13 protein-coding genes are annotated in these 18,798 nt (G+C 68.1%); 12 read left to right on the top strand and 1 reads right to left on the bottom strand.

Annotated features, from left to right (window positions below; translation table 11 throughout):
- Positions 1-5 precede the first annotated feature (5 nt).
- The 9 genes from JTE92_RS03190 to JTE92_RS03150 all read left to right on the top strand — a co-directional run bounded on the left by JTE92_RS03190 (position 6) and on the right by JTE92_RS03150 (position 13,312).
- On the top strand, positions 6-1,172 hold the full coding sequence (locus JTE92_RS03190; RefSeq protein WP_116386953.1) for a TRAP transporter substrate-binding protein: 1,167 nt from the start codon (positions 6-8) through the stop codon (positions 1,170-1,172).
- Positions 1,173-1,191: 19 nt separating this feature from the next.
- Positions 1,192-1,818 (top strand): TRAP transporter small permease subunit, encoded by a 627-nt coding sequence (locus JTE92_RS03185; protein WP_063241920.1) that lies wholly within the window; start codon positions 1,192-1,194, stop codon positions 1,816-1,818.
- Positions 1,815-3,758: a TRAP transporter large permease gene (locus tag JTE92_RS03180; protein WP_063241921.1), complete on the top strand. Its 1,944-nt coding sequence runs from the start codon at positions 1,815-1,817 to the stop codon at positions 3,756-3,758. The genes JTE92_RS03185 and JTE92_RS03180 overlap by 4 nt, the downstream gene beginning before the upstream one ends.
- 33 nt (positions 3,759-3,791) lie before the next feature.
- Positions 3,792-5,282 (top strand): MFS transporter, encoded by a 1,491-nt coding sequence (locus tag JTE92_RS03175; protein ID WP_063241922.1) that lies wholly within the window; start codon positions 3,792-3,794, stop codon positions 5,280-5,282.
- A 529-nt stretch (positions 5,283-5,811) separates the two neighbouring features.
- Positions 5,812-7,218: an HlyD family secretion protein gene (locus tag JTE92_RS03170; protein ID WP_063241923.1), complete on the top strand. Its 1,407-nt coding sequence runs from the start codon at positions 5,812-5,814 to the stop codon at positions 7,216-7,218.
- Positions 7,219-7,263: 45 nt separating this feature from the next.
- Positions 7,264-8,625, top strand: a complete 1,362-nt coding sequence (locus tag JTE92_RS03165) for a hypothetical protein (RefSeq protein ID WP_063241924.1) — start codon at positions 7,264-7,266, stop codon at positions 8,623-8,625.
- Positions 8,626-8,627: 2 nt separating this feature from the next.
- A complete protein-coding gene (locus JTE92_RS03160) occupies positions 8,628-10,589 on the top strand; it encodes a glycosyltransferase family 2 protein (RefSeq protein ID WP_063241925.1) in 1,962 nt (653 codons plus the stop codon).
- A 38-nt stretch (positions 10,590-10,627) separates the two neighbouring features.
- Positions 10,628-12,247: an efflux transporter outer membrane subunit gene (locus JTE92_RS03155; RefSeq protein WP_084254810.1), complete on the top strand. Its 1,620-nt coding sequence runs from the start codon at positions 10,628-10,630 to the stop codon at positions 12,245-12,247.
- A 240-nt stretch (positions 12,248-12,487) separates the two neighbouring features.
- Positions 12,488-13,312 (top strand): EamA family transporter, encoded by an 825-nt coding sequence (locus JTE92_RS03150; protein WP_371136907.1) that lies wholly within the window; start codon positions 12,488-12,490, stop codon positions 13,310-13,312.
- Positions 13,313-13,315: 3 nt separating this feature from the next.
- Here the strand turns inward: JTE92_RS03150 and JTE92_RS03145 are convergent, their stop codons facing one another.
- The gene (locus tag JTE92_RS03145; protein ID WP_371136897.1) at positions 13,316-13,825 is read right to left on the bottom strand and encodes a GNAT family N-acetyltransferase; all 510 of its coding nucleotides are present in this window, start codon (positions 13,823-13,825) and stop codon (positions 13,316-13,318) included.
- Between the two features lie 178 nt (positions 13,826-14,003).
- On the opposite strand from JTE92_RS03145, the gene JTE92_RS03140 reads away from it, so the two are divergent.
- From JTE92_RS03140 to nirB, 3 genes are all read left to right on the top strand, one after another.
- A complete protein-coding gene (locus JTE92_RS03140) occupies positions 14,004-14,477 on the top strand; it encodes a winged helix-turn-helix transcriptional regulator (protein ID WP_063241928.1) in 474 nt (157 codons plus the stop codon).
- 333 nt (positions 14,478-14,810) lie between these two features.
- Positions 14,811-16,130, top strand: coding sequence for a NarK family nitrate/nitrite MFS transporter (locus JTE92_RS03135; RefSeq protein ID WP_063241929.1), 1,320 nt, complete (start codon positions 14,811-14,813; stop codon positions 16,128-16,130).
- A gap of 89 nt (positions 16,131-16,219) precedes the next feature.
- Positions 16,220-18,781, top strand: coding sequence for a nitrite reductase large subunit NirB (gene nirB / locus JTE92_RS03130; protein ID WP_063241930.1), 2,562 nt, complete (start codon positions 16,220-16,222; stop codon positions 18,779-18,781).
- The last annotated feature ends 17 nt before the right edge of the window (positions 18,782-18,798 follow it).

Here is an 18,798-nt window from a genome sequence, read left to right as displayed (position 1 = left end):
CAATCATGGCATCCAGGACGAGGAAAACACAGGCGAAGCAGGCCGCTGGCGAGACTGGCGGCGCGGGCGGTGTCTCGCGGCGCGGCTTTCTCGGCGGCGCCGCCGGGGCAGCAGCCGGCGCTGCGGCAATGGGATTCCCCGCCATCGTCAAGGCGCAGGGTCCCGTCACCATGCGCTGGCAGAGCACATGGCCGACCAAGGACATCTTCCACGAGTTTGCCGGCGATTTCGTCGCCAAGGTGAACAACATGTCGGGCGGCGACCTGAAGATCGAACTGCTGCCCGCCGGCGCGGTGGTCAAGGCGTTCGACCTGATCGATGCCGTCAGCAAGGGCACTCTCGACGGCGGCCACGGCGTGATCGCGTACTGGTATGGCAAGAACTCCGCGCTGGCGCTGTGGGGCTCCGGCCCCGCGTGGGGTATGGATCCGAACATGCTGCTGGCCTGGCACAAGTACGGCGGCGGCAAGCAGCTGCAGGAAGAGATCTACCGCAGCCTGAACCTCGACGTGGTCTCGTTCCTGTATGGGCCGATGCCGACGCAGCCGCTGGGCTGGTTCAAGAAGCCCATCACCAAGCCGGAGGATTTCAAGGGACTGAAGTTCCGCACGGTCGGCCTGTCGATCGATATCTTCACCGGGCTGGGCGCCGCGGTGAACGCGCTGCCCGGCGCCGAGATCGTGCCGGCCCTGGACCGCGGCCTGCTCGACGCCGCCGAATTCAACAATGCCAGCTCGGACCGCGCGCTGGGCTTCCAGGACGTGTCCAAGGTCTGCATGCTGCGCAGCTTCCACCAGGCCTCGGAGCAGTTCGAGATCCTGTTCAACAGGAAGCGCTATGACGCGCTGCCCGCCAAGATGAAGGCGCTGATCGCCAACGCGGTGGAGGCGGCTTCGGCGGATATGTCGATGAAGGCGATCGACCGCTATTCCAAGGATTACCAGGCACTGCAGGCGCAGGGCGTGAAATTCTACGCCACGCCCAACTCGGTGCTGCAGGCACAGCTCAAGATCTGGGACGAAATCGTGGCGCGCAAGGAAAAGGAAAACCCGATGTTCAAGAAGGTCAACGACTCGATGAAGGCCTTCGCGCAGCGCGCCACCCGCTGGCAGAACGACACCAACGTCGACTTCCGGCTGGCGACAAGCCACTACTTCTCCAAGCGCACCTGAGCAACGCCGGGGCGCCATCGTGCAACGCCTGCTGTTCGGCATCGACCGGATCAGCACGTTCGTCGGCCAGGCCGGCTCGTGGCTGATCATCGCGCTGACGCTGATGATCAGCTACGAGGTGTTCTCGCGCTACGCGCTCGGCGCGCCGCACGCATGGGTGTTCGATGCCAGCAACATGCTGTACGGTACGCTGTTCATGCTGGCCGGCGCCTACACGCTGGCCAAGCGCGGGCACGTGCGCGGCGATATCCTGTATGGCTTCCTGTCGCCGCGCATGCAGGCGACGATCGACCTGGTGCTGTACCTGGCCTTCTTCTTTCCCGGCGTGATCGCGCTGGCCTGGGCCGGCATCGACTTCTTCGAGGTCTCGCTGGCGCAGAACGAACACTCGTCGATCGCCGCCGATGGCCCGCCGATCTACCCGTTCAAGGCGGTGATCCCGATTGCCGGCGCGCTGTTGCTGCTGCAGGGCGTGGCCGAGACCATCCGCTGCATCCTGTGCCTGCAGCGCGGGCAATGGCCGCCGCGCGAAGGCGATGTCGAAGAAGTGGACGTCGAACAGCTCAAGGAAATGGTGCAAGGCACGCCGACGGCCGAGCTGGTTGAGCCGCCCCCGCCACCCCACCGCGAGGACGCCGCGCGATGAGAAAGGAACTCTGGTTCGGCGTGACGCTGATGGCGCTGATCGTCGGCGCCGTGATCTGGTTCATGCCCGCGCCGGGCGACTGGACCAACGGACATCTCGGCCTGCTGATGCTCGCGCTGATCGTGGTGGCGATCATGCTGGGCTTTCCCACCGCGTTCACGCTGATGGGCATGGGCGTGCTGTTCTCATGGCTGGCCTATCGCCACGCCAATCCCGAGATCGCGGTGCAGCAGACGCTGGACCTGATGGTGCAGCGTGCCTATGCCGTCATGACCAATGACGTGCTGATCTCGATCCCGCTCTTTGTCTTCATGGGCTATCTGGTCGAGCGCTCCAACATGATCGAGAAGCTGTTCCGCAGCCTGCACCTGGCGCTGGCCTGGATCCCCGGCTCGCTGGCCGTGGCCACGCTGGTGACATGCGCGATCTTCGCCACAGCCACCGGCATTGTCGGCGCGGTGGTGACGTTGATGGGCCTGCTGGCGTTTCCCGCGATGCTGCGCGCCGGCTACAGCACGACGCTGTCGGCCGGCGCGGTCACTGCCGGCGGATGCCTGGGCATCCTGATCCCGCCGTCGGTGCTGCTGATCGTGTATGGCGCCACGGCGGGCGTATCGGTGGTGCAGCTCTATGCCGGCGCCTTCTTCCCGGGGCTGATGCTGACCGGGCTCTACGTCCTGTACATCATGCTCACCGCCAAGCTCAAGCCGGCAGTGGCGCCGCCGCTGCCCGAGGCGGAGCGTGCGGTGCCGCTGCCGGCACTGGCCGGCACGCTGCAGGCCGGCGGCGCGGTACGCGCACTGCCCGCCTTCGGCGCCGGCATGCTGCGCGCGCTCAAGGGCCCGCGCAATGCAGACGTATCCACCGCGGCGTTCGCGCGCCAATTGGGCATCGTCTTGCTGCCCGCGCTGGCCGTGGCGGTGATCATGGGCACGTTGTATGAGGCCGTGACCGCGCCGGTTGCCAGCGTTGCGGCTGAAGTGCCGCTGTCGCTTGGCGGAGCCGAGGACAGCAGCGCATCACTGGATGATCTGGAAGCGCCGCCGGAAGAATCGCCGGTGCCAGACACCCCTGCGGGCACTGCCGCACCGGCCGCGGCTCCGCCCGCAAATTCCGATGCAACTTCCGCTGCAACTCCCGTCGCACAAGCCGAGGCACCGCCGGCACCCGCTGCGGGCGCGGCCAAGCCGGCGCCGCGCTGGTTCTGGATCATGCTGGGCGTGGTCGTGGTGCTGCTGGCCTACTTCTACTGGCGCTTCAGCTTCGCCCGGCTGGAAATCTTCAAGATGCTGCTGGCGTCGTTCTTCCCGCTGGCGCTGCTGATCCTGGCGGTGCTGGGCTCGATCGTATTCGGGCTGGCCACGCCGACAGAAGCAGCGGCGGTGGGATCGCTGGGCGGCGCGGTGCTGGCAGCCGCCTATCGCCAGCTCAATTTCCGCGTGGTCAAGGAATCGGTGCTGCTGACGGCCAAGACCAGCGCCATGGTGTGCTGGCTGTTCGTGGGTTCGTCGATCTTCTCGGCGGCGTTCGCGCTGCTGGGCGGGCAGGCGCTGGTCGAGCAATGGGTGCTGTCGCTGAACCTGTCGCCGGTGCAGTTCATGATCCTGGCGCAGGTCATCATCTTCCTGCTCGGGTGGCCGCTGGAGTGGACCGAGATCATCATCATCTTCATGCCGATCTTCATCCCGCTGCTGGACAACTTCGGCATCGATCCGCTGTTCTTCGGCCTGCTGGTGGCGCTGAACCTGCAGACCGCGTTCTTGTCGCCGCCGGTGGCGATGTCGGCTTTTTACCTGAAGGGCGTGGCGCCGCCGCACGTGACGCTGAACCAGATCTTCCTCGGCATGTTGCCGTTCATGGGCATCCAGGTGATCGCGCTGGTGCTGCTGTACGTCTTCCCCGGCATCGGCCTCTGGCTCCCCACGGCGCTGTACCGCTGAAGCCGGGCGCCGCGGCGCCTATACTGGTTGGCAATGCCGAACGCAACGCCAGCCGATAGCGCGCTCGCCACCCTTCCGCTCGATACCGCATTCCGCACCGACATCCCCGGGCGGCTGGACCGCCTGCCGTGGTCGCGCTGGCACTGGCGCGTGACCCTCTCGCTGGGCATTGCCTGGGTGCTCGACGGCCTCGAGGTCACGCTGGTGGGCTCGGTCGGCGCCGTGCTGGAGCGCCCGGACACGCTGGCGCTGAGCGCGACGCAGGTCGGCTGGACCGGCTCGCTCTATATACTCGGCGCGGTCATCGGCGCGCTGGTGTTCGGCCGCATGGCCGACCGGCTCGGGCGCAAGCGGCTGTTCCTGGCCACGCTGGCGGTCTATATGCTTGCGACGCTGGCCACCGCGTTCGCGCCGGGCTTTGCCTTCTTTGCCGCCTGCCGTTTCCTGACCGGGCTGGGCATTGGCGGCGAATACGCGGCAATCAATTCCGCCATCGACGAACTGATCCCCGCGCGCGTGCGCGGGCGCGTCAACCTGGCGATCAACGGCAGCTTCTGGCTCGGCGCGGCATTGGGCGCGGGCCTGAGCCTGGTATTGCTGGATGCGCGCGTGCTCGGGCCGGTATGGGGCTGGCGTGCCTGCTTTGCGCTGGGCGCGCTGCTGGCGGTGGCGATCGTACTGGTGCGCCGGCACGTGCCCGAGAGCCCGCGCTGGCTGGCCACGCACGGGCGGCTGGAAGAGGCCGAGCGCGTGGTCGCCGCGATCGAAGCCGAGGTGCGCGTGGACCATGGGCCGCTGCCGCCGGTCGCATCCGATTGCGCCGCGGTGGCGATGCGCCGGCGCGCTGCCCCCGACGTGGGCGAGGTCATGCGCCTGCTGCTGCTGCGCTATCGCCAGCGCAGCATGATCACGCTGGCGTTGATGGTGGCGCAGGCATTCTTCTACAACGCCATCTTCTTCACCTATGCGCTGGTGCTGACGCGCTTCTACCACGTGCCGGAAGCGCGTGTGGCGCTATACATCTTCCCGTTCGCCCTGGGCAATGCCGCCGGGCCCTTCCTGCTGGGACCGCTGTTCGACCATGTCGGGCGCCGGCGCATGATCTCCGCGACCTATGTACTGGCCGGCGTCGGGCTGGCGCTGACGGGCTGGGCCTTTGTCGAAGGCTGGCTCGATGCGCGCGCGCAGGCGTTGTGCTGGTCGGCCGTGTTCTTCCTCGCTTCGGCTGCTGCCAGCTCGGCCTATCTCACCGCCAGCGAAGTGTTCCCGCTGGAAATGCGTGCCCTGGCGATCTCGGTGTTCTATGCCGCGGGCACCGGCTCCGGCGGGTTTATCGCGCCGCTGTTGCTGGGCACGCTGATCGAGAGCGGCAGCCGCGAAGCCGTGGCTGCGGGCTATGGCCTCGGTGCGGCACTTGTCATCATTGCCGGCCTGCTGGCGTTGCGTTTTGGCATCGATGCCGAACGCCGTCCGCTGGAACAAGTCGCCCCACCGCTTGCTGCGGACGATCACATGCAACGGTAAGCAAGCGGTTAGCCGGCGCTTTTGCAGCAGTCCGCAACCCGCGCCTGGCAACGGTTTGAAGGCCTATCTGCCCGCACCGCCTCCTCACTTCCATAACGGCCAGCATGACGGCCGTATTAAGCAATACTACGACCTCCCCTTACACATTCTTACAGCAAGCCAAGGGGCAACTGACTAGCCTTAACTCACACGCGGCGGCCTGAGTGCATGATTCTTTGCGTCAACAGGCTGCCACATTGTGGCCAACGCTTGCTGCCCGCAGCAGCGATCGGCCATGGTTCAACGCTGCCCGAAACAGAACGGGCAAATCCACGGACCGGACCGAGGTCCGATGCAAGGTGCGCCGCCGCGGCTGACTGCCGCAGCGCGCGTGCTGCAGACAACAATCTGAATGGGGACTTGCAGGCCGGGGCATCGCGCGACAGCCCTTGCGCGACGCCATGCGCTTGCCTGCGAATTTGCTCGTCCGGCATGCGGTGCCTGCAGCCGGGAGGGATGCTTTTGACCTGCTTGCCGGAGAACAAAGACCATGGCCGACCAGCGCAACAACCCACCGCCCCCGCCTTCCCCGCAGCCCCCGCGCCACACGCTGGCCCCCGCATCGCCGCGCCAGCCGCATGGCGACGGCCTGGTGCAGCGCCAGCAGCCCGTGACCGTACCGCTGTGGCATATCGTGCCGCGCATGGCCGGCTATGGCGTGGTGCTGTTCATCGTGTGGGCGGTGTTGACGATTATGTTTCCGAATGTGTTTACGCGTTCGTCGGAGCGTGCCGTGATCAACAGTCCCGTCAGCCTGGTGACCTCGCCGGTCGAAGGCATCGTCATGCAGCAGAAGGTGGCAGCGGGCCAGAGCTTCACCGCCAACCAGCCGCTGATGGTGGTGCAGAACCCGAACATCGACCGCTCGCTGCTGGTCGAGCTGACCGGCAAGAAACTCGATACGCAGCAGCGCTACGATTCCGCGCGGGCGCGGCTGGAATCGAACCGCCGGCTGATGGGCGCCACCGAGCAGGATCTGCAGCGCTACAACAGCGCCGCGCAGCGCGAGCATGCGACGCGCGTGCGCGCGCTGCAGGCACGGCTGGCGTCGGCTACCGCGCAGGAGGACCAGCAGCAGGAGATCGTCAACCGCAACCAGAACATGCAGTGGGCAGGCGCGGTGAGCGAGGCCTACACCAATGCTTCGCGCTACCAGCTGTCGATGCTGACCAACGCCAAGGCCGCGGCGAAAGCCGAACTGGACAGCGCCGTCGGCGAAAGCGAAGCGTCGCGCAACAAGGTTTATGCCTCGTCGGCGGACGGCCCCAGCGCATCGCTGGCACAGCGGCGCCAGGCGCTGAGCGCCGAAGCCACGCAGCTGACCGCCGAACTGGAGCAGCTCGAGGCGTACGGCAAGTCAGTCGACGAGTTGCTCGCCACCGAGCAGCAGCGCATCGATCGGCTGTCCAACCTGGAGATCCGCGCGACCGAGCCCGGCATCATCGAAGACCTGATCGCGCAGCCTGGCATGCGCGTGGCAGCGGGCGCCACGCTGGCACGCGCCAGCAACTGCGCGCAGACGCGCGTGGTGGCAGTGTTCCCGCGCAGCCTCAGCGACAACCTGTTGCCGGGTGCGCGCCTGAACGTGCATGTCGACGGGCTGCCCGCGGCGCTGCCTGCATCGGTGGCGGAGATCCTGCCGCGCGCGCCCGACGGCGACCAGGCGCGCTACTTCGTGCCGTTCCCGCCGATCGAAAAGAACGAGATCTACGTCATCGCCAAGCTCGACCGGCCGCTGGGCAAGCTGCCGGAAAAGCCGAATGCAGCCGCATCGGCAGCCACGGCCAGCGCGGGCGGCACCGCACCGGCGACCTCGGGTCACTGCGGCATGGGCCGCTGGGCGCGCGTGACGCTGGATCAAAGCTGGCTGGGCCAGCTGCGGGCAACGCTGACTTGAACTCGCCGACCTGAACGTATCTGAACGGACACCACGGAGACGAGCATGATCCGACCACCGTTGTCCCCGCCGCGCTTGCGCCGGCTCACCGTTGCGCTGCTGCTGCCGGCAGCGCTGGCACTCACCCCTGCCGCCGCGCATGCGCAGGCGTCGCAGCAAACCCTGCTGGCCGAAGGCTGCAAGGCACTGGCCGAGCGTGTCGGCCGTGAAGCCGGCAGCGGCCCGGTGTTCCTGGCCAGCTACGAGCCCGCGCCGGGCGGCGAGCCGCTGGTGCCGGCGCTGCGCAACGCCGCCTTCGTCTACGACAACGCGCTGGCCGGCATCGCGCTGGTCGCGTGCAAGCGCCCCGCCGAAGCACGCCGCATCGCCGACGCCGTGCTGCAGGCCAGCCGGCAGGACCGCCACTATCGCGACGCGCGGCTGCGCAACGCCTATCGCGCCGGCCCGCTGCCCGCAGGGCCGGCACCGTTGCCCGGCTGGTGGGACGAGCCCAGCAAGCGCTGGTTCGAGGACGCCTACCAGGCCGGCACCGCCACCGGCAACGTCGCCTGGGCCGCGCTGCTGTTGCTGGCCGTGCACGAAGCCACGCGCGACGCGCGCTACCTGGACGGCGCCGCGGCGCTGATGGGCTGGGTCCACGCGAGCGTGCCCGATACCGGCGCGCCGGCGGCCTATACCGGCGGCTTTTTCGGCCATGAGCCCAGGCAGATCCGCCAGGGCTGGAAGTCGACCGAGCACAACGTCGATACCTATGCCGCCTTCAGCTGGCTCGCCAGCCTGCGCAACGACCCGCGCTGGCGCGACGGCGCGGCGCGATCACGCGGCTTTGTCAATGCCATGTGGCAGCCGCGCGAGGGCCGCTTCGTGATCGGCACGAAAGACGACGGCCGCGGCCTCAATGCCGGCCCGTCCGCGCTCGATGCCGTACTGTGGCCGCTGATCGCGCTGCCCGATCCGCCGCGGGACTGGTACCGCGCGCTGGGCTGGGTCGACGCACGCCATCGCGCCGGCGCGGGTTATGGCTTCAAGGCCAGCCCCGACGGCATCTGGACCGAGGGCACCGGCCAGGCCGCGCTGGTGCTGCAGGCCGCTGGCCGCGCGCAACAGGCGCAGCCGTTGTGGCCGCTGCTGCTGTCGCAGCGCGCTCCCTCGGGCATGCTCTACGCCACGCCCGATGCGCGCATCAGCACGGGGCTCTCGATCGGACCCACGTCGACCACGGAAGACTTCTACTACTTCCACCTGCCGCACCTTGGCGCCACCGCGTGGGCCGTGCTGGCGGCAGCGCGCTGGAACCCGTTCCGTCCCGGCGGCTGCCTGGACCCGTCGTGTCCGCCGCCGGCCATTGCCGCGGCCAATGCCAACACCACCAACGCCACCAACGCCAACGCCCCCGGCAAGGACTGACGATGTTCACCCTCTTCCTCGAGAACCAGTCGCTGCTGGCCATCAACGGCGGCGTGCTGCTGGCGATGGTGCTGCTGACGCTGCTGTGCCGCCAGGAGCGGCCGGCTGACCGCATGCTGTTCGGCGGCATCACCGCCCTGCTGCTGCTGGTCTACCTGACCTGGCGCGTCCGTGAGACGCTGCCGGATTGGCAGCCGACCTTCGCCAGCGCATGGGCGCATGTGTTCTTTGCGTTCGAGTGCATGACGCTGGCCTACACGCTGCTGTCGATCATGGTGCTCGGCCGCAACAGCAACCACTCGCCCGCGGCCGACGCCGGCGAATCCGCGCTGCGCCGCGCCGCACACGTACCGCGCGTGGACATCTTCATCGCCACCTACAACGAAGGACTGGACATCCTGGAAAAGACCATCGTCTCGGCGCTGGCGATCGACTATCCCGATTTTCGCGTGTGGGTGCTCGACGACACGCGCCGCGACTGGCTGCGCGAATTCTGCGGCCGCGTCGGCGCGTACTACGTGACCCGCCCGGACAATACCCACGCCAAGGCCGGCAATCTCAACAACGGCCTGCACCACAGCGCCCAAGCCGGCGGCGCGCCGTACATCCTGGTGCTCGACGCCGACTTCGCGCCCCACCGCAACATCCTGCTGCGCACCGTGGGCCTGTTCGGCGACCCGCGCGTGGGCGTGGTGCAGACGCCCCAGTTCTACTACAACGCCGACCCGATCCAGTACAACCTGCGCGCCACCGAGTGCTGGGTCGACGAGCAGCGCGCGTTCTTCGACGTGATGCAGCCGGCCAAGGATGCGTGGGGCTCTGCGTTCTGCATCGGCACCTCGTTCGTGGTGCGGCGCGACCTGATCGAACAGATCGGCGGCTTCCCGACCGGCACCGTGACCGAAGACATCCACCTCACCTACCGGCTGCTGCGGCACGGCTATATCACGCGCTGGCTCAACGAGCGGCTCAGCGTGGGACTGTCCGCCGAAGGGCTGCCCGAGTACATCAGCCAGCGCAGCCGCTGGGGGCTGGGCACTGTGCAGGTGGCGCTGACCGCCGACGGGCCGCTGCGCGGGCGCGGCTACACCGCGGTGCAGCGGCTGCACTACGTGCACGGGCTGCTGCACTGGATGTCGCGGCCGTTCACGCTGATGCTGCTGGCGGGGCCGCTGCTGTACTGGTATTTCGGCGTCTCCACGCTGTACGGCGAGCCGCTGCAGTTCCTCGCCTACGGCCTGCCCGCGCTGGTGGCGTACTGGGCCTACAGCATCTGGATCACCGGCCAGCGCGCGCTGCCGATCTTTACCGAAGTCACGCAGATCGTCGCGTCGCTGGCGGTGACGGTGTCGCTGGTCAGCGCGATGTTCAAGCCGTTCGGGCGGCCGTTCAAGGTCACCAACAAGGGACTGGACCGTTCGAAGCTGGTGATCCACGGCAAGTTCGCGGCGCTGTACGCGAGCCTGCTGGCGTTATCGGCGCTGGGACTGGGGCGCGCGCTGGTGGTCGATGCCGATGCGCAGGGGCTGGCCTTCAATACGGTATGGACCGGCGTGGCGCTGATGCTCTACCTGGCTTCGTTCCTGGTCTGCGTGGAGTTGCCGCGGCCGCGCAGGGAAGAGCGTTTCCCGCATCGCGCCGCGGCCTTGCTGCGCGTGTACGGGCGCGAATACCGCGTCACCACGCGCGACCTGTCCTGCAACGGCGTGGCCGTGACGACGCCGCTGGCCGCCGCCTTCCAACCTGGCGCCGAAGGCGCGCTGTGGCTGGCGCAGACCGGCTGGATTCCATGTCGCGTGGTACGGCGCGATCACCAGTTGCTTGGCATCGCGCTGCATGCCGACATGGCGGCGCGTCACAGCCTGATCCGCCTGCTGTTCAGCGATCCCGCGCACAACATCGCCCGCCAGGGCCAGCCGCGGCTGGCGATCTCGCGCTTCATGCGGCGCGCGCTGCTGGGCTGAACAAAGACCGCCTTTCTCTGACTCTCCGGAAACCCTTCATGCCAAGCCTGAGCCGCCACTCCTCCCCTGCACAACGCTTGCTGCCCCGCGCCCCGGTGTTGGCGCTGTCGCTGGCGCTCGCAGCCTGCACGCTGGAGCCGCAATACCAGCGGCCCGACGCGCCGATTCCTTCGGCATGGCCGGAAGGCGCGGCCTACCGCACACCGCAGGCCGGCGGCCAGCCTGGCCAGCCCGCGCAGGCGGCGCAGCCGCCCGGGCCTTCCGCCGCCGATCTTGGCTGGCGCGATGTCTTCGTCGACCCGCAACTGCGCCAGCTGATCGAGCTCGCGCTGGCGAACAACCGCGACCTGCGCATGGCCACGCTCGCCATCGACGAAGCCCGCGCGCTCTACCAGATCGAACGCGCGGCGCAGTTCCCGACGGTAGAGGCCAATGCCGGCATGGTGTCGCAGCGCCTGCCGTCGCGGGTGCGTGCCCCGGGTCAGTCGCAGCAGATCACCACCTACAACGCCGGCATCGGCTTTACCTCGTTCGAACTCGATTTCTTCGGCCGGGTGCGCAGCCTCAAGCATGCGGCGCTGGAGCAATACCTGGCCACCGAGGAAGCGCGCCGCAGCGCGCAGATCGCGCTGGTGGCGGAGGTTGCCAATGCCTACCTGACGCTGCGCGCCGATCGCGAGCTGCTGCGGCTGTCGCAGGACACGCTGAAGACGCAGCAGGAAGCGGCCGAGATGGTGCGGCGCGGGCGCCAGGTGGGCGCGATGGCGCAGCTGGACCAGCATCGCGCGCAAACCCAGGTGCAGACCGCGCAGGTCGGCGTGGAACAGTACACGCGGCAGGTGGCGCAGGACGAGAACGCGCTGACGCTGCTGGTCGGCACCCAGTTGCCGAAATCGATCGCCACGGGCGGCAACCCGGCGGCGAGCGCGGCGGCAGACCCGCTCGAGCCGCGCACGCTGATGCAGGAGTTCCCTGAGGGGCTGCCATCGAGCCTGCTGACGCGGCGCCCCGACATCCTCGACGCCGAGCACCAGCTCAAGGCCGCCAACGCCAACATCGGCGCCGCCCGCGCGGCGTTCTTCCCGCGCATCTCGCTGACCGGCGCGCTGGGCGCGGCCAGCACCAGCCTGGCGGGGCTGTTCTCCGGCGGCATGGCCTGGCTGTTCGCGCCGCAGCTGACGGTGCCGATCTTCGATGCCGGGCGCAATCGTGCCGGGCTGGATGCCGCCAACGTGCGCAAGGACATCAACGTGGCCAACTACGAGAAGGCCATCCAGACCGCCTTCCGCGAGGTGGCCGACAGCATGGCGGCGCGCGCGACCTACGAGCGCCAGGTCAAGGCGCAGGAAGCGCTGGTGCGCGAAGGCAGCGAAACCCGGCGACTGTCGGAGATGCGCTTCAAGAACGGGGTCGATGACTACTTCGGCGTCTTCGATGCGCAGCGCCAGCTCTATGCCGCCCAGCAGTCGCTGGTCACATACAAGCTGGCCGGGCTGACCAGCCGGGTGTCGCTGTACAAGGCGCTCGGCGGCGGATGGCGGGAGGTGGCGCAGCCTGCGGCGCCCGGCGCAAACCCACCGCAGGCTGCGCCGGCTCAGGCGGCCCCTCGGGCGGCGGCGGCACCGGCAACAGTTCCCACGGCGCCGCAACGCCAATAACCCAGCGGCAAGCCGGGCAAGCGGCGCAAGGCGGCGGCGCACCGCCATGGAACGCGGGCAGACCGGAACAACTGTACAGCGCCGCGCACCGAAACCTGTATATGGCGCCCTGGCGGGACTTGCCGCATGATGCGGCTGCATCGCGCACCAGACGCGAGCGTTCCCCCAGGATTCCAATTGCCGCACACCGCCTCCGGAAAAAGCTCGACCCTGATTGCCGTCCTGGCCCTGACCGGCTCGATGGCCTCGCTGTGCGTCGGCACGTCGTTCGCCAAGCATCTGTTCGACGCGCTCGGCGCGCAAGGCACCACGGCGCTTCGGGTCAGTTTCTCGGCCCTGATCCTGCTGTGCGTATGGCGGCCGTGGCGCATCCCGCTGACGCGCGCCAACGCGCTGGCGATCGCGCTGTATGGCGCGGCGCTGGGCGCGACCAACCTGCTCTTCTACATGTCGCTGCGCACGGTGCCGCTGGGGCTGGCGATTGCCATCGAGTTCACCGGGCCGCTGGCCGTAGCGGTGCTGTCGTCGCGGCGCGCCATCGACTTCCTGTGGATTGCGTGCGCGGTGACGGGGCTGCTGCTGTTACTGCCGATGGGCGAGGCGGCCGGCACGCTCGATCCGGTCGGCATCGGCTACGCGCTGGCCGCTGGCGTCGGCTGGGCGCTCTATATCGTGTTCGGGCAACGGGCCGGCAATGCGCACGGCGGCCAGGCCACTTCGCTGGGGCTGACCATGGCGGCGCTGGTGGTGCTGCCGTTCGGCGTGGCGCACGCCGGCAGCGCGCTGCTCAGCCCGCCGCTGCTGCTGGCGGGGCTGGCGGTGGGCGTGCTGTCCAGCGCGATTCCCTATTCGCTGGAAATGGTGGCGCTCAAGCGCCTGCACCGGCGCACCTTCGGCATCCTGCTGAGCATGGAGCCGGCCATGGGTGCGCTGGCGGGGCTGGTGTTCCTGCATGAACAGCTCAGCCCGCTGCAGTGGCTGGCAATCGCCAGCATCATCACGGCTTCGGTCGGTTGCACGGCGACTTCGCGCGGCAAGCGCGATGCCGGCCGAGACCCGGCGTAGCGCTCAGTACGCGCCGAACCAGTCCGCCGGCAGCCACTGGCCACTGCCGGCTTCCTCCCGCAGCGTCATCGAGACTTCGTGCAGGAAACTGTCCTCCGGATTGCGGCGGCTGCTGAAGCCGAGGTCCCGCAGGATCGCCAGCATGCGGCGGTTCTCGCTGAGCACGTCGCCGCGCATGGCGCGCAGGCCGGCCGCGCGGGCATGGTCGCGCAACCGCGTGATCAGGCGCCGCCCCAGGCCCTGCCCTTGCCAGCCATCGGCAACGACCACGGCAAACTCGGCGACGCGGCCGGTCACCACATATTCGGCGCTGGCGACGATGGCCGGCGTCCCTTGCGCGTCGGGTGCGACCACCACCAAAGCCAGGCTGCCCGGCGCCGGACCGGCCAGCGCATCGACGATCTCGTCGACCACCCGCCCGCCGGTCAGGAAGCGGAAGTAGCGGCTTTCACGCGACAGCCCGTCGACCATGGCCCGCAGCGCGCCGCGATCCTGCTCGTTCGTGCGGCGCATCGTCACCCGCCCGCCCCGTCCTGCCGGCCAGGTTTCTGCCGGTGGTTCGCTGGCTACGAGCCCTGTCGTCGATCCGGTCCTGCCTGTCATGCCGCACCCCTGAATACATTATTTGTAGCCAGAGTATAGGCAATAACCTGACTTTTGCAAATGAAGCCAGCATGCTAAGCTTCCCGGCATGATGACCTCCACTGCGTCCGACCTGCGCCAATGCTCGATCGCCGCCACGCTTTCGCTGATCGGTGAAAAGTGGACGATCCTGATCCTGCGCGACGTTCTCCAGGGCGTCACGCGCTTCGACGACTTCCTGCGTCGGCTCGAATGCTCTCCTGCCGTGCTGTCCGCGCGGCTCAAGACGCTGACCGAAGCCGGCCTGCTGCGCAAGGTCGGCTACCGCGAGCCGGGCGAACGCGAGCGCTTCGAGTACCGCCCCACCCGTGCGGCCGTGGAGCTGCTACCGGTGCTGATCGGCCTGATGCAGTGGGGCGACAGCCACATGACGTCCTGCGGCGAAGGCCCGGTGCAGGTCCGCTCGCAGGCCAGCGGCAAGCTGGTGCGCGCGGCGCTGGTCGACGAGGACGGCACGCTGGTGTCTCCGCGCGACATGCAGATCATCCCCGTCGCTCCCCGCCGCACCGAAGGCGAGCCATAACCCGCTTCCGCCTCTTGCTGCGCCGCACCGGCGCGGCACACCGCACTGCACCATGACTGTGCCGGCGGTCCGCTGGCCGCCCCAGCACAGCGCATCGGGACTTGCCGCCGGCGCCACTGCGCGCCCGAAAGCCCCATCCGCCGTCACTTCACGCTCTGGCACACCCCTTGCGTAATGTGGTCCGGGCCCGTCAACGGCGACCGGTCCACCCCACATACGCAGCGGCTATCCCATGTAGCGGCTGTCAGGACAACGGCGTCCCCTGAACTGGCTCATCAGACCATCGATGTGTCGGCTCGCGGGACGCCATTTGTTTTTTTGGAGCAAGTGACGATGACCGGCAAAGCCACCCGCATCGAGCTGCTGAGCTTGAGCACCCCGCAGATGCGCGCCTTCCACCTGACCTGGATGGCGTTTTTCGTCTGTTTCTTCGCGTGGTTTGCCTGCGCGCCGCTGATGCCGGTGCTCAAGGGCGAGTTCGGCCTGACTCCGGGCCAGATCGCCAATATCAATATCGCGGCGGTGGCCGTGACTATCCTGGTGCGCCTGGTGATCGGCCCGATGTGCGACCGCTACGGCCCGCGCAAGACCTATACCGGCCTGCTGGCGCTGGGCGCGCTGCCCGTGCTGGGCGTGGCGCTGGCGCAGAACTACGAGACCTTCCTGGTGTTCCGCCTGCTGATCGGCGCGGTCGGCGCCAGCTTCGTGATCACGCAGTACCACACCTCGGTGATGTTCGCGCCCAACGTGGTCGGTACCGCCAACGCGGCCTCGGCCGGCTGGGGCAACGCCGGCGGCGGCGCCGCGCAGGCCCTCATGCCGCTGCTGCTGGCCGCCGTGCTGATGATGGGCGCGGACCACGCCTTCGGCTGGCGCATCGCGCTGCTGGTGCCGGGCGTGCTGATGCTGATCATGGCCGTCGTCTACTACCGCTTCACGCAGGACTGCCCGGAAGGCAACTACTCGGACCTGCGCGCCCGGGGCATCGAGATCAGCGGCAAGGACGGTGGCAAGGGCGGCGGCTGGGCCAGCTTCCGCGCCGCCAGCGCCAACTACCGCGTGTGGCTGCTGTTCATCACCTACGGCGCCTGCTTCGGCGTGGAGATCTTCATCCACAACATCGCCGCCATGTACTACGTCGACCAGTTCGGCCTGAGCCTGAAGGCCGCCGGCATGGCTGCCGCAAGCTTTGGCTTGCTGGCGCTGTTTGCCCGCGCACTGGGCGGCTGGCTGTCGGACAAGGCGGCGCGCCGCCGCGGCCTGGATGCGCGTACCACGCTGCTGTTCGCGCTGATCCTGGGCGAAGGCCTGGGGCTGCTGTGGTTCGCCCAGGCTGGCAACGTCGCCATGGCCGTGGTCGCGATGCTGATGTTCGGCCTGTTCACCCACATGGCCTGCGGCGCGACCTACGCGCTGGTGCCTTTTATCGACCGCAAGGCGCTGGGCGGCGTGGCCGGGATCATCGGCGCCGGCGGCAACGTTGGCGCGGTGGCCGCGGGCTTCCTGCTCAAGGGCATGGGCAACGTGCAGCAGACGCTGACGGTGCTCGGCGTGATGGCCACCATCGCCGCACTGTGCGCCATCGCCATCCGTTTCAGCGCCGAGCACAAGGCCCGCGAACAGGCGCTGTACGACAGCGCGCTGGCCAACTGAATGTCGTATCGCCCCACAGCACTGCAAGCACTACAAGCACCACAAGCACCACAAGCAGCAAAGACTGACTACCGGACAAGGAAAGCATCATGAAACTGATCATCGTCGGCCACGGCATGGTAGGTCACAAGTTCCTGGAATCGCTGGCGGAAGCCGGTGCCGAAAACCTGGAAGTGACCGTCCTGTGCGAAGAACCGCGTCCCGCCTACGATCGCGTGCACCTGTCCGAGTTCTTCTCCGGCAAGTCGGCGGAAGACCTGTCGCTGGTGCCGGCGGGCTTCTTCGAGCAGCACAACAATATGCTGCTGCGCCTGAATGCCCGTGCGGTGGAGATCGATCGCGCCGCGCGCACGGTCAAGGTCTCCACCGGCGAGACGCTGTCCTATGACAAGCTGATCCTCGCCACCGGTTCGTACCCGTTCGTGCCGCCGGTGCCGGGCAAGGACCGCAAGGACTGCTTCGTCTATCGCACCATCGAAGACCTGGAAGCGATGCAGGAATGCGGTGCGCGCTCGAAGACCGGCGTGGTCGTCGGCGGCGGGCTGCTCGGCCTGGAATGCGCCAAGGCGCTGCGCGACATGGGCCTGCAGACGCATGTGGTCGAGTTTGCTCCGCGCCTGATGGCGGTGCAGGTCGACGAAGGCGGCGGCCGCATGCTGCGCCAGAAGATCGCCGGCCTGGGCGTGACCGCGCACACCGGCAAGAACACCGTCGAGATCGTCGACGGCGAGGACGGCACGCATCGCATGGTGTTCGCCGACGGCACGCACCTCGACACCGACATGATCGTGTTCTCCGCCGGCATCCGCCCGCGCGACGAACTGGCGCGCGCCAGCGGCCTGGAAGTCGGTGCGCGCGGCGGCATCTCGGTCGACAACAACTGCCGCACCTCGGACCCGGACATCTACGCCATCGGCGAATGCGCGCTGTGGGACGGCAAGATCTACGGCCTGGTGGCCCCGGGCTACGACATGGCCCGCGTGGCCGCGCGCCACCTGCGCGGCGAGGCGGCCGAATTCGGCGGCGCCGACATGAGCACCAAGCTCAAGCTGATGGGCGTCGACGTGGCCAGCCTCGGCGACCCGCACGGCACCGTGCCGGGCACGCGCATCTACCAGTTCAGCGACGACCGCAAGGAGGTCTACAAGAAGCTGGTGGTGTCCGACTGCGGCAAGTACCTGCTGGGCGGCGTCCTGATCGGCGATGCCAGCGAGTACGGCACCCTGCTGCAGATGATGCTGAACAAGATCGAGCTGCCCGAGTCGCCGGAATTCCTGATCCTGCCCGACAGCAGCGGCAAGGCCAGGCCGGCGCTGGGCGCCGACGCCCTGCCCGACACCGCGCAGATCTGCTCCTGCAACAACGTCTCCAAGGGCGAGATCTGCGGCGCCGTGTGCGACGGCGCCGCCAGCATCGGCGCGCTCAAGACCTGCACCAAGGCCGGCACCGCCTGCGGCGGCTGCGTGCCGCTGGTCACGCAGATCATGAAGGCGGAGATGAAGAAGCAAGGGATGGCGGTCAACAACCACATCTGCGAGCACTTCCCGTTCTCGCGCCAGGAGCTCTACCACCTGGTGCGCGTGGGCAAGTTCAAGACCTTCGACGCGCTGCTCGAAGCGCATGGCAGCGGCATGGGCTGCGACATCTGCAAGCCGGCGGTGGGCAGCATCCTGGCTTCGTGCTGGAACGAGTTCGTGCTGAAGGAAGAGCACGCCAGCCTGCAGGATTCCAACGACTACTACCTGGCCAACATCCAGAAGGACGGCACCTACTCGGTGGTGCCGCGCATGCCGGGTGGCGAAGTCACGCCCGAAGGCCTCATCGCCGTCGGCCAGGTTGCCAAGAAGTACGGCCTGTACACCAAGATCACGGGCGGCCAGCGCGTGGATCTTTTTGGTGCGCGCGCCGAGGAACTGCCCTTTATCTGGGAAGAGCTGATCGCCGCGGGCTTCGAATCGGGCCATGCCTACGGCAAGGCGCTGCGCACGGTGAAATCGTGCGTGGGCTCGACCTGGTGCCGCTATGGCGTGGGCGACTCGGTCGGCCTCGCCGTCGAACTGGAGAACCGCTACAAGGGCCTGCGCGCGCCGCACAAGATCAAGTTCGGCGTATCGGGCTGCACGCGCGAATGCGCCGAGGCGCAAGGCAAGGACGTCGGCGTGATCGCCACCGACAAGGGCTGGAACCTGTACGTGTGCGGCAACGGCGGCATGAAGCCGCGCCACGCCGAACTGCTGGCGAGCGACCTCGACCACGACACGCTGGTGCGCTACATCGACCGCTTCCTGATGTTCTACGTGCGCACCGCCGACCGCCTGCAGCGCACCAGCGTCTGGCGCGACAACCTCGAAGGCGGCCTGGATTACCTGAAGGCCGTGGTGCTGGACGACAAGCTCGGCATCGCCGCCGAGCTGGAGACCGAGATGCAGCACGTGGTCGACACCTACGAAGACGAGTGGAAGAAGGCGGTGACCGATCCCGAGACGCGCAAGCGCTTCCGCCATTTCGTCAACAGCGACCGCCGCGACGAGAACCTGGTCTTCATCGAAGAGCGCGGCCAGATCCGCCCGGCCACGCCGGAGGAACGGAAATTGCAGCGTTCGCGGCTGGGCCACATTCCCGTGGTCGCCGTGCCCGCAAAAGCAGCCTGATCGTGCAAGCATTCAAG

This window comes from Cupriavidus oxalaticus (genome assembly GCF_016894385.1).
In the GTDB taxonomy this organism is placed as follows: domain Bacteria; phylum Pseudomonadota; class Gammaproteobacteria; order Burkholderiales; family Burkholderiaceae; genus Cupriavidus; species Cupriavidus oxalaticus.
The sequence above is the reverse complement of the archived record's forward strand: the minus strand, read 5'-3'. Positions and strand labels throughout refer to the sequence as shown.